Genomic DNA, 11,957 nt, shown 5'->3' on the forward strand with positions numbered 1-11,957 from the left:
GAGGATAGGTTGCTTTTTAATTAGGCGTTAATTCCTTTTTCGAAAAAGGTAGTTTAGCAATATATTCTTCTATCTCTTTAACCGCATCATCGATGTCATTGCCATCAATCGTAATAAAACTATTTTTATATTCACGAATTTTAAATCCATAACGTGGATCATAATAATCATTCAATAATAAGCGGATCACTTCTGGATAAGATTTATTTTCAATTTCTTGTAACAATAGTTGATAAGCATCTTTATTTTTAAATCGTTTTTCCATCTTTAACACTTTACGTAAAATGTCCTCATCAAACCATTCGGCTTGAATATTAGGTTCTACATATTCCTTCATAATTCTTTCTACTCTTGTTTCAATGGATGAGGTAATATAAATATTAATCCCATTTAATTTACTCTCGTATAATTCATCCGATTGTCCAGCCTTCCCTATTCTTTTACTTTCTGCTTCAACGATAAAATAAGGAGAACCTTGGATTTCCCTTAAACTCTCATATAACAAGCTATCAAATACTTTTTGATTATGACCCTCATGTTGATACCCGACTGTCCCAAAAAGCGATCCTCTATGGGCAGCTATCCCTTCCAAATCAATGACAGGATACCCCTTGTGCTTTAAGTTGTGTAGGATTTCCGTTTTACCAGTACCCGTCATTCCATGTAAAACGATTGCTTGTTCTGGGATTAGTTTGGGAATCATCTCTACTATATATTGTCGGTATGCCCGATATCCTCCGGCCAATCGAAAGGATGGTAATCCGGAAAATTCAACAAATGTAGCGATTGAGCCACTTCTCATCCCCCCTCTTGCACAGTAAAGAATCGGTAGTTTATCATTTTGTGTGATATTCTTGATTTCAGCTAAAATAGCTGGCAATTTAGGTGAAACGATTTCCATTGCTCGCCATTTTGCCGTATTTGCATCGGCTTGTTTGTAAAGGGTACCTACTTCTTGTCTTTCCTCATTTGTAAAGATCGGGACATTTATTGCACCAGGTATGTGAGCCTCTGAGAACTCAAACGGTGAACGCACATCTACTAATACAGCATGATCCATATTTACTAATTCTTGAACGGTAATGTCTTTCAAAATCTTTTTCCTCCAATACTAGAATAGCAGAAGCACCTTGCTTCCACATGGACTGATTTGTACAGGACAGTAAACGTAATTAATGTTCTTCCTATCCTGAGATATAGGTACAATGCAGATCACTGTTATTGCCTTCGTTGCGTAAGATACGGCAAGTCCACTAGGAGCAAGGCGCTAGAGCTAGACATCGATCTAACTTCAAAAAACTGATATTTTTTCGCTTAACTGACCTTGAAAAGGATATTAGTTATCACTAATATCCTTGACACCCTGGATGGGGTTCATTCCATAACAAATTCCATTTAACAAAGTTTTTTTCCGAGTAACCTTGTTAACGCCTCGTAAAATGCGGGCCACTCCTTCGGAAATAAATCTAACCCTTCGCTTTTATAGGAATTCGTGATTGTTTTTAAGCGTATAGACCAACAGATTCCATCTAAAACAATCTCTTGTTTCTCATAACTGGATTCCCAATCCCAACATTTTAGCTTATAAATTTCCAACTTAAAGTCGTCCGTACTTCCCGCTTTTAGTGGTTGATATTGTAATTGATGATCCAAATCTAAATTCATCTCTAAAAGAATAAATGTTTTTCTTAGAAAATCTACCTTCACTTTAAACCAAGGACTATGACAAGTACCAATTTCAGCAATGAATGTTGTAAGTATTCGTTCTGGACGTAATATAACTAGTCCATTATCCATTTGGAATGTATCTTTTTTTCTTCTTATCGCCGATAGGATTTGTGCTTGTCCGATTGGTTTTATTTTAACTCCTCTTATAAAGAAATAACTATTTATTTTTTGACAAATCGAAGGAATACTAGTCGGTCCATTTTGATCAATAATTGAATATATCATAACATCCAAATTCATTATACTACTTTCCCCCGAAATTTTCCCGTTCATTTGCAACTCTCCCTCCTAAAATGATTTGGAGGCTAAAATAATTTCAATCACATGTTTATGAACTAAGTATATTCCATCTAATCTATTTAATCTGTAACAATTGACACGCTTCATTTAATTTGCGGATCTTCTTTCATATCTATTCCCATGAATAATTTATACAAAGCTTCACATGCTATATTTGATATACCTAAAAGGTTTATCACATGCTTCAGCTATCCTATTGAAGAGGTGATTCGATGAGTTATAGAGATCATTTAGATCGTCAGTCGGAGCTTTTTCACCACCCAAACACAAGGCGTAAGCACACGAAGTCTCAAATTAATGGTGAAACACAGGTTTCCCAATCCGTTATTATTTTGAGAAGTAATGCAAAAGCCCATCGTTGGTAAGGATGCTGAAATAATCGAAAATGGAGCAGACTTTAGTAGTCCTGCTCCATTTTCAAAAATTAACTCTCACTGGATTCTATCAATCGCCTTTTGGCTCAACAGTTTAATGGTCATATCATCCATTGGCGGATTATGCAAACCTGCTCTTACATCCCGATAATATCGTTGTAATGGACTTTTCTTCGATAAACTTCTTGCCCCTACTATTCGCATAGCCAAATCAACAATGGAAATAGCACTGTTGGTTACGGCCATTTTGGCAACACCTAATTCAGGAAGTAGCGTTTCCTTTTCCTCCGTTTCGTCCCATTTTTGTGCAACGCTATACAATAAATGTCGTGCTTTTATCAACTCATATTCCATTTCACCGACTTTTTGCTGTACATTCGGTAAATCAATTATCTTACCAGATATGCTGTTTGGTGAATATGTGTTTGCAAAATGTAGAGCTTCGTTTTGTGCAGCTTGAGCAATTCCTAAGTAGCAAGCGGGAATATGTAAAAGAGAGCCATTCGCCTTTTTCTGTTGAGAAAGGATTTCGACACAGTCTTTTTCTTGTACCTTTACATTTAACAGTATTAAATCATGACTAGCAGTGCCTCTCATTGCAATACTATCCCACGTTTCCTCAATAGAAACTCCATTACATTTCCGTTGAATTAAAAAATTCCCTACATCGTCGCTTCCTTCTATAGAAGCACTAACAATAAAGTAATCCAGAACTGGTGATAGGGTTGTGAACGTTTTTCGACCGTTAATCACCCAGCTTTCCTTGTCTTTTCGTGCGATCGTTTGTGGTTTTCCGCCACGAGTCGGGCTGCCCGTTAGCGCTTCTGATGCCGCTGAGTTAATTAATGCCCCGTTTAAAACGGCATTACATAATTCACGAAAAACTGTTTGGGACCAGTTTCTGTTTTCAGCTAAATTTTTCATAACCGACATATGCCAGCCTATACCTAACGCCGTAGCTCCATCGCCTTGAGCTAATGTCTCTTGAAGTACAACAAGCTCAAGTAATGTAATGCCTTTCCCTCCATATTCCTTCGGTACTGGCAGAGTTGTATAGCCAGATTGTTTTAATTCTTTGATATTCTCATAAGAAAACGAACCGGATTCATCTACTTTTGCAGCTCGGTGTAAAAATTGTGAAGAAAGTTGCTTCATTAAGCTTATTTTATCTTCTAACCGTTCTAAGTTATTAAAATTCATTGTGTCCTCCTCTTTTCAAGTATCAGTAGCGTTCTTATTTTTAATTATGAAGGAAAAAAAATCTTCGGGCAAATATTTAATGGGTAACTTGGGGGTAACTTGGGTATAATAGTCTTTGTGTGTCTAAAGTCACATTCCTAATGTTAATAAAATGTTATAATTGAGAATAATCATATTTATTACTAAATAATGGAGGAAATAGTATGAATCTTTCCCTTACCGATCGTCCATTAAAAATAATCTTGTTATATCATATTCAATCACTTAGAGAACAACTTATTGCAGCAGGCATGAATGAAGGATTGGATCATGAAAAAACCCTCCATTTGAGTCGAAGGTTAGATGAATTTATCTATTTATATCAATCCTATGAAAATCATCAATAATAATTTTCACATATAAAGGATAAGAAAAAGGCAACTAGATCTAGTCGCCTTTTTCTTATCCTTCAATCTATAATGATCGCTGCGTCAAAGCCAGCTTCTTCCGCTCTTCTAACAAGAGCCTCTGCATTCTCTCTGTTTGAAAATGCACCAATCTGAACTTTAAATAAATTATCTTCCTCTTTCACATACGTTTGAAAACCTCTTGCTTTAGCAGCAGTTGCTGTCTGTTCAGCATTTTCTCTATTTCTAAAGGCACCGATTTGTACTCTAAATAGACCATTTGTTGAAGGCCCTGTTGGGGTAGATGGACTTGGTAGGTTCGGCGAAACATTTACTTGTTTTCTCCTTAAATTTAAGGCAGAAGCTACACCATTTGCATGTCCACGAGCAAGACTTTCAATAAAATTTAAATTTCTTAATAGAGCCGCATCATTTCGATTGTCAATAAATCCATTTTCTGTGAGTACGGATGGCATTGTTGTTTCACGGAGAACATGGAAATTGGCTTGTTTTGCCCCCCTGTCCCTCAGGTTAATCTCTGCCATTATACTTTCGTGAATTTTTTGTTGATAAGTAGACGTTGACCTTCCAGATCCCGGATAACGATACGTTTCAAAACCAGTTCCGCCACCTGAATTAATGTGGATAGATAAATAGAAATCAGCACCCCATCTGTTAGCAGCATTCGTTCGTGATATTAAACTGACTGTTTGATCTCCTGTCCTACTCATTTGAATGGATACATTTTCATACTCTGAAGTTATAATTTCCCGAACACGGGTTGCAATACTAAGTGTAAGGTTCTTTTCCTGTAAACCATTTCCTACGGCACCTGGATCGGACCCTCCGTGACCTGGATCAATGAATATTTTTACCAAAAAAATCACCTCCATTCTTTTATATGCAAATAAATGGAGAAATGACTGTATATATTTATGTTGATAATGAAACTAAATGACCTAAGTTACACTTTTTAACAGATAAGGCTGTGTATGGTTTGTACCTTGAAACAACTGTTGATTGTAGCGGATAATTTGTTTCCTACCTCGCGTGGTTAATACCCCCATTTAATATTGTGGCTTCTCGCGAAACGAAACTATAAGGTCTCTATCCCTTTCTCCCTTATCTTTATCGGGCAAGACCCCTGTTTTGAAAGGGTATGGAATGGACTTGATTTGTTTCTCTATTAACATTCAAAAACCAATAAATTTACTTGAATCGTGGAAACATCGAAGAGTATAGACAGGGAAAAATTTTATCCGCTAACATTTACAGTATTTAAAGTAAGATTAGCTGTATGGATCCGTTGCAATTCCTTTAAGTAAGTATTCTCTCCCTAGGTTGCTGAAAAATTCTAAGGTAAAAAAGAAAAATAAGCGGAGATTTTTCGCTTATATCTAGAATAGAGCTCGTTTCGAAGGTACATTAGCGGAGAATTTCCGATTATGCAAATTAAAATCCCCCTTTTTTAGTGTTTTTAAGTCAATAAGCGGAATCTCTCCGTCTATTTAAGCTATTTTTTATTAGGATTTACTAATTAAGCGGAATTTTTCCGACTATGAATCAGATCGTGTGCTTAACTTGAGTCCCCAGCCGATAAGAGCGGATCCTCATGACCCCAGATGCGGGAATCAACATTTTTTTATCGACTAGTTGAGAAAGGATTTTTTTTACCGTTTTGTCACTTAGCTTCAAATACTTCTCAACTTCTATAGGGGATATGGCTTCTCCTTTTCGAATTGCTAGCCTAAGCACTTCCTTTTCGACAATGGACAGAGATGTCTGGTCCAGTTTATCCCCCAGCCATCGACCAATCACTTGCTGAACAATCTGTTGGCATCGACGAGGGTTCTCTTTAATTTGGTCATAAGAAAAACGGATCACAGTCCAACCGTCAATCACCAACTGGTTTTGACGTTCCAGGCTGTCGGAGAATTGCCATCTGCTTATTTGCTTAAGGTGAGGGCCATACCCGTCAACTTCCAGGCAAATCCGGATGGCAGGCCGAATATAAGCAAAATCCAAGTATCTTTGGCCATCCTTGTAATCATCGACCTCATATTCTGGATGAAGATACCGGAAATGGTGAAATAAGGGCCACCACACTTGCCTCAGAAACAATTTTTCAGCATGGTTGTGACCTTCTTGTAAGCGCCGCAACCGTTCACCTGTTCTTGCCTGCAAGTGATCATTCATAAAGGTCTGGTATTCTTCTTCAAATCCCATATCATCCCTCCTACTATTTAATGGTCAGATCTTTTAAACAAAATTTAGTTACCTAACCATAACAAATTTTAAAACCGATGTATCATCCATTTCTCCTATTATCAAATTTTCCTTGTAGTCCATCTGGATATCTATGTATTGTTTTATTACCTCATACAAAAGATGTACTTCACATAAATTTTGTAATAATCAACGTCCACACTATAGGTATTTAATAGCATACATATTCGACACGCAAAAGAAGTATCTCCATTTTTAATTCTGTTGAACTTCGGAGAATTTCTTAAAATTAATGTAAAAAAATGGGTTGTTTGGTTCGATTGAAGATAGAAAAGGTAATATAGACATGCGGGAATTTGTACTGTAGAGTTTGAGGTTAGAACTATTTTTAGTTTAATAGAATTCTTAAATTAGTCAATATATTTTTCTTGCATTTCGACAATACACTCTTTTCATTTCTATCTCTGTTATCTAGCATTCCAAACTTTAAGGAGAGGCACTATGATAGTAAAGTTCATACCGATTGATTTGAATGAAACGACCGAGGCACCTGCTCCAGTTAAATGTGTCGCACGTGATATTGAATGTTGCCACAATCACGTTTAACAAAATTATGTCTTCTACTCCATTTTTCAATACTGAAACAGAGGTCAACAACCAAAATTAACAGTGCATAAAATAAAAAAACAGACTTTAATTAAGCCTGTTTCTTTCGTTGAATATGTTCTATTGATTAGCTATCAAGTTGAATATTTCAGTCCCTAAAAATGAAAGGAAAAGTTCTAAAATAAATAGGATAATAACAAAAAAAATAGAGGCTTTCTTAGAAAGTTGTCCAATCGTGTATAACCCAATACCAGTAACAATATAATGCCAAATACTAAATAATTCTATTGAATACAATGGTGTAAAGTCGCTTTTTAAAATACCACCTAAACTCGTAACAAATTTACCGGATAAAGGATTATCTAGAATCATCCATAATAATGAATTAAACAATAACCCAACGGCTACTATTACAAAAAGATACGTATTCATTGAAAATAGATTTTTAAAAGGTACGTCTTTTTTCGCTATTTTTACAATAATATAGTATAGAAAGGTTAAGGCTGTAATTGAAAAAATCGGAGTTATAAATCCTGACATTGCAGTGAAAGCTTTTGCATTAGCCGAAACCATTTCAGCTTCTTGTAAGGACATACCTGATAACCTTATGTCTTCTGTTCGGATTGACAAGGCTTCTAGAGTACTAGCTACTACATAAAGAATCGTGACAACAATTAAAGGGAAAGCTATCAATGAATTCTGTCTGATCTTGAGCAGTTGTTCTCTTGGATGCCAAAGAATTCCCCATAAATTAGGTTTTTGTGATTGTTCATTCTTTTTCATTTCAACACTCCATTATCATAAGAACAGTTATTATCTTATGATAATATCATAATAATGAACCTTTTGAATTAGTCATTTTAGATTTAAAGGATCGCATCTTCAAAAGGAGCATAATATTTCCCTTTAGGGGCGATTATATCAGAGTCTGAAATTAAAAGTTCTTCTCCTACCTTATATTCACCTTCAGGAAAATAGTCAAACAACCCGCTATTGATATGTAATTGGATGAAAAAATCAAACAGTTCCATCATTAATTGCTGATATTCCTCATAATCTATCACATCTCCAAATTCGTCTAATTCAAAGTTCTCCTTGATAGCGTCTTGGAACTCAGAATGATTAACCGTTGCAATCTCTAAATCTACATCACTACACTCCAAACATAGTAACACATGCTCGTCTTTTATTTCCTCATATGTTTTCTCAACAATATCAGTTAAGATCCTAATAATTTTATCTTCATTTATTAATGTTTTCGTTGTTTTTAACATAAAAACTCCTCCACGATTTCCTATTTAGGAGAATGTACTACTTTATTTTAAAGATTACCACTTTATTCTCATGTTTAATAGTAAAATACTCATTTCATATTCTTAGAATGATGATATTAATCACAAACAACTTGACAATATTATACTATATTCTATATAAATATACAGAAAATGACAGCATCTGCAAAGGAAATGTCTACTTTTGCGCTTTCCCGAGAAATATTGAGATAATATGTTAGATCATTTTATGTATTTTGGGCAAAATCATATTAGAGAAATATTGCTGTTTCCTTAAGAGTAGAAAATGAGGTGGAACAATGGAAAAAGTATCAATCAATGATGCAATTGAATATAGCGAGGAACGTTTTACAAAACGAATTTTATTTAAAAAAGGGGAAAATACAACATTTGTCCTTAATTTTAAACCTGGGCAAGAATTCCCAACCCATACTCATCCCGGTTCAGATTTGTTTTTAACCGTCATTGATGGACAAGGAACATTGGTCGTAAACGGTCAAGAAACTGAAATCGCTGTTAATGACGTTATATATGCCGAGGGTGACGAGGAGTTCTCATTTAAAAATACAGGTAACGAGCCTGTAAGTCTATATGTTACATTATGCAAAATTCCAAATGACGATTTTGCAACAAATATTTAGTAATATATTAATTGAAGGATAGCGATATGCTATCCTTCAGTTAATTTAATTTCGCACTTGACCCTCACCGTAAATAAAATATTTACTTGATGTTAATGCTCTCAATCCCATAGGACCTCTCGCATGAAGTTTTTGCGTACTGATTCCGATTTCTGCCCCAAAACCAAATTCGAATCCGTCCGTAAACCTTGTTGAAGCATTATGATAAACAGCTGCAGCATCCACTAACGTTAAGAATAGAGAAACATGTTCTTCATTTTCTGTAATAATTGATTCTGAGTGCTTCGTTCCATATTGGTTAATATGTTGGATGGCTTCGTTCACATTTGAAACGAGTTTAACACTTACCGTTAGTCCTAAAAACTCTGTATACCAATCTTCCTCAGTTGCCAATGTGGCATCCTGATATACTTGGCAAACCTTTTCATCTCCAAGAATGGTTACACCTTTTTCCCGTAAAGCGTTTAGTAACTCTACCCCATGCTGGTTGAACCAGTTTTCGTGAACAAGGATATTTTCAATCGCGTTACAAACAGATGGGCGTTGTGTTTTTCCATTAATGGCAATCGAGATCGCCATTTCCTTATTAGCACTTTCATCAATAAAAACATGGCAATTTCCTGCTCCTGTTTCGATTACAGGTACAGAGGATTCATTTACGACTGTATCAATGAGCTTCTTACCGCCTCGTGGAATTAATACATCTAAATACTCTTTTAAATGGTATAGTTCCTTTACTGCTTCACGATTCGTATCTTCGATTGACTGGACAGCCTCAACTGGGATCGATGTTTTTTCAAGTGCACGATGAATGGTTTTTGTTAACACTTGATTCGAATGAGCAGCAGACGAACTTCCTCTTAAAATCATGGCATTACCTGTTTTTAAAGATAATGTTGCTGCGTCAATGGTTACATTCGGTCTTGCTTCATATATCATGCCAATTACTCCAATTGGCACCCTTTTACTTACAATGGATAACCCATTTTCTTTTTTGATCGTTTCCAATATTTCTCCAACTGGATCCTCTAATCTGATTAATTGTTGGATGGCATCTGACATATCTATAATTCTTTTTTCATTTAACATAATTCGATCTAAAACGGAATCTGACAGACCATTTTCTCGTCCTTTTTGAAGGTCCTTCTCGTTTTCTGCTAAAATTTCATCTTTATCGATAATTAATTGTTTAGCAATTTGGGCTAATGCTTGATTTTTATCTTCTGTTGTTTTACCAACTAACTCAAAACTTACTCTTTTCGCTGCTTTAGCCTTAATCGTTACTTCACTCATATTTCTCCTCCTAAATGTTATTGGTTTGCACCCATTTATCTCGGTGAATGACTACAGAGGTTTCCATCTCTAATTCTCGTGATACATCAGGACTACTTTTCCCCATTATTTTTTGTAATTCATTTGAAGAAAAATAGACTTCTCCCTTTCCTAACATTCCTTTTTTTCCAAACACTTCTACGACATCACCTTTATTAAAACTGCCTTCAAGCTTACACACTCCAGCCGGCAATAAACTGCTTCCATTAAAGGTGAGTGCCCTTTCAGCACCCTCATCGATAAATATTTTACCTGAAGACTCTGAATGCAGGGCAATCCATTGTTTTGGATTATTTACAGTTGTAAGGAAATCACTCCCAATATAGGTTCCATCCCCTTTTCCTTGAAGAATATGGAGAAGTTTTTCTTCTCCAGATCCCTTTCCAATGAAGACCCTAACACCTAAGGCAAGTGCTGTTTTAGCAGCTAATAATTTGGACTTCATCCCACCAGTTCCCACTTTTGAACCTGACCCACCAGCCATTTTAAGGATATCATCTGTAATGTCCTGGAGATGGTTCCATTTTCTAGCAGCTGGGTTTTCAGCTGGATTTGAATCATATAATCCATTAATATCTGTCAGAATAATGAGTTGGTCAGCGTGCACAAGTCCACTTACTAAAGCCGATAACATATCATTGTCACCAAATGTCAATTCTTTTACAGAAACGGTATCATTTTCATTAATAATGGGAAGAATTCCTCTTTCTAATAATTCCGTTATTGTTGCGAAAGCATTGCGGTAACGTTCTTTTTTTGAAAAATCATTCCTCGTTAACAGAATTTGCGCTGGTGTGATCTTAAACTGGTTGAATTGTTCAAAGTAGGATTGAATTAATATGCTCTGACCAACAGCAGCTGCTGCTTGTTTCCCTTTTAAAGTTACAGGTCTTGAGGGGTAACCTAAGCGTGAAAAACCAGCAGCAACAGCTCCAGAAGAAACTAAGAGGACTTCATGTCCTTCTTGTCTAAGCATTGCTAACGCTTTGACATGATCATTAAATTTTTCTTGATCAATCTCTCCCTTTGAATTGGTTAACGAACTACTACCAATTTTTACAACAATACGCTTTTTTTCCATTTTACACCCTCATTTTATATTTTATCAAATATATTAGAAAATTTCATTTTTTCTATTTCACTACAAAATTGATAGACGATAAAAAAAGCTCTTCCATCCTCAATAAAAAGGACGAAAAGAGCTTATTTTTCCGTGGTACCACCTTTATTGGATACGAATAAACTTGTATCCCACTTAGGCATGATAACGCTCTGAAAGCGCCTATGGTTTTGCATAGGACTATGATGGCAGGTTCAAAGGTTTTATTGTGATGGGATCTTCCAGCTACAAACCCCACTCTCTTGCACATAAAGGATCTTTTACTATTCCATCTTTAAACGTTCAATTTTGATTATAATATTTATTATGACTACGAAACGAATTTATGTCAAGTGTATTGAGATGATCATTTCTGAGATGAGTTAACATAATAAAATTATTATCAATACATATATTTTTGTTTTTTTCGACAATTTCCGCTATAATCATTATTATTACAATTAAATCTACCCGAGGTGAAAACATGGCACAAAGACGAGCAGTAGTTAGCGTAATTGGTAAAGATAAAGTTGGTATTATCGCAAAAGTTACAACCATTCTTGCTGAAAATGGGGTTAATATTCTTGATATTAGCCAAACAATTTTACAAGATTTTTTCACCATGATGATGATCGTCGATGTTACAAATGATCAAGATCTAGAAACATTGCAAAAACAATTATCCGAAGCTGGTCAATCTTTAGGTGTGACGATTAATCTTCAACTTGAAGAAATTTTCCAAGCGATGCATCGAGTATAGAAAGTGAGGTGTA

The 11,957-nt window shown here is 35.5% G+C and carries 13 protein-coding genes and 1 other annotated feature; of the genes, 4 read left to right on the forward strand and 9 right to left on the reverse strand.

The annotated features are described in order from the left end of the window. Window positions 1-16: 16 nt before the first annotated feature. Together mnmH and Q5760_RS15515 are read right to left on the reverse strand one after the other, a co-directional pair. Entirely contained in the window at window positions 17-1,093 is a 1,077-nt protein-coding gene (gene mnmH, locus Q5760_RS15510) for a tRNA 2-selenouridine(34) synthase MnmH (protein ID WP_428908539.1), read from the reverse strand. Window positions 1,094-1,395: 302 nt separating this feature from the next. Then, entirely contained in the window at window positions 1,396-2,001 is a 606-nt protein-coding gene (locus Q5760_RS15515) for a hypothetical protein (RefSeq protein WP_428908540.1), read from the reverse strand. 239 nt (window positions 2,002-2,240) lie between these two features. On the opposite strand from Q5760_RS15515, the gene Q5760_RS15520 reads away from it, so the two are divergent. Beyond that, the gene (locus tag Q5760_RS15520; RefSeq protein WP_428908541.1) at window positions 2,241-2,393 is read left to right on the forward strand and encodes a YpzG family protein; all 153 of its coding nucleotides are present in this window, start codon (window positions 2,241-2,243) and stop codon (window positions 2,391-2,393) included. 66 nt (window positions 2,394-2,459) lie between these two features. Here Q5760_RS15520 and Q5760_RS15525 read toward each other — a convergent pair whose 3' ends face one another. Next, a complete protein-coding gene (locus tag Q5760_RS15525; RefSeq protein WP_428908542.1) occupies window positions 2,460-3,602 on the reverse strand; it encodes an acyl-CoA dehydrogenase family protein in 1,143 nt (380 codons plus the stop codon). Window positions 3,603-3,805: 203 nt separating this feature from the next. Here Q5760_RS15525 and Q5760_RS15530 point away from each other — a divergent pair, with 203 nt between their 5' ends. Continuing rightward, on the forward strand, window positions 3,806-3,988 hold the full coding sequence (locus Q5760_RS15530) for a Spo0E family sporulation regulatory protein-aspartic acid phosphatase (RefSeq protein WP_428908543.1): 183 nt from the start codon (window positions 3,806-3,808) through the stop codon (window positions 3,986-3,988). A gap of 62 nt (window positions 3,989-4,050) precedes the next feature. Here Q5760_RS15530 and Q5760_RS15535 read toward each other — a convergent pair whose 3' ends face one another. From Q5760_RS15535 to Q5760_RS15550, 4 genes are all read right to left on the reverse strand, one after another. Further along, window positions 4,051-4,866 carry an N-acetylmuramoyl-L-alanine amidase gene (locus tag Q5760_RS15535; RefSeq protein WP_428908544.1) on the reverse strand — a complete coding sequence of 272 codons (816 nt, stop codon included), beginning with the start codon at window positions 4,864-4,866 and terminating at the stop codon, window positions 4,051-4,053. 685 nt (window positions 4,867-5,551) lie between these two features. After that, entirely contained in the window at window positions 5,552-6,214 is a 663-nt protein-coding gene (locus Q5760_RS15540) for a DUF559 domain-containing protein (protein ID WP_428908545.1), read from the reverse strand. Window positions 6,215-6,940: 726 nt separating this feature from the next. Next, the gene (locus Q5760_RS15545; RefSeq protein ID WP_428908546.1) at window positions 6,941-7,603 is read right to left on the reverse strand and encodes a Yip1 family protein; all 663 of its coding nucleotides are present in this window, start codon (window positions 7,601-7,603) and stop codon (window positions 6,941-6,943) included. Window positions 7,604-7,686: 83 nt separating this feature from the next. Continuing rightward, a complete protein-coding gene (locus Q5760_RS15550; RefSeq protein ID WP_428908547.1) occupies window positions 7,687-8,094 on the reverse strand; it encodes a hypothetical protein in 408 nt (135 codons plus the stop codon). A 317-nt stretch (window positions 8,095-8,411) separates the two neighbouring features. On the opposite strand from Q5760_RS15550, the gene Q5760_RS15555 reads away from it, so the two are divergent. Then, window positions 8,412-8,753 carry a cupin domain-containing protein gene (locus tag Q5760_RS15555; RefSeq protein WP_428908548.1) on the forward strand — a complete coding sequence of 114 codons (342 nt, stop codon included), beginning with the start codon at window positions 8,412-8,414 and terminating at the stop codon, window positions 8,751-8,753. Between the two features lie 45 nt (window positions 8,754-8,798). On the opposite strand, the gene Q5760_RS15560 is transcribed toward Q5760_RS15555, so the two are convergent. Both Q5760_RS15560 and proB read right to left on the reverse strand, forming a co-directional pair. Then, window positions 8,799-10,046, reverse strand: a complete 1,248-nt coding sequence (locus tag Q5760_RS15560) for a glutamate-5-semialdehyde dehydrogenase (RefSeq protein ID WP_428908549.1) — start codon at window positions 10,044-10,046, stop codon at window positions 8,799-8,801. A 10-nt stretch (window positions 10,047-10,056) separates the two neighbouring features. Further along, entirely contained in the window at window positions 10,057-11,166 is a 1,110-nt protein-coding gene (gene proB / locus Q5760_RS15565; RefSeq protein ID WP_428908550.1) for a glutamate 5-kinase, read from the reverse strand. Window positions 11,167-11,270: 104 nt separating this feature from the next. Beyond that, window positions 11,271-11,493 (reverse strand) — a binding site (T-box leader). A gap of 175 nt (window positions 11,494-11,668) precedes the next feature. Here proB and Q5760_RS15570 point away from each other — a divergent pair. Further along, window positions 11,669-11,944, forward strand: coding sequence for an ACT domain-containing protein (locus Q5760_RS15570; protein ID WP_428908551.1), 276 nt, complete (start codon window positions 11,669-11,671; stop codon window positions 11,942-11,944). Window positions 11,945-11,957 lie beyond the last annotated feature (13 nt).

Source organism: Niallia sp. Kr1 (genome assembly GCF_050389805.1).
Taxonomy (GTDB): domain Bacteria; phylum Bacillota; class Bacilli; order Bacillales; family Cytobacillaceae; genus Bacillus_BD.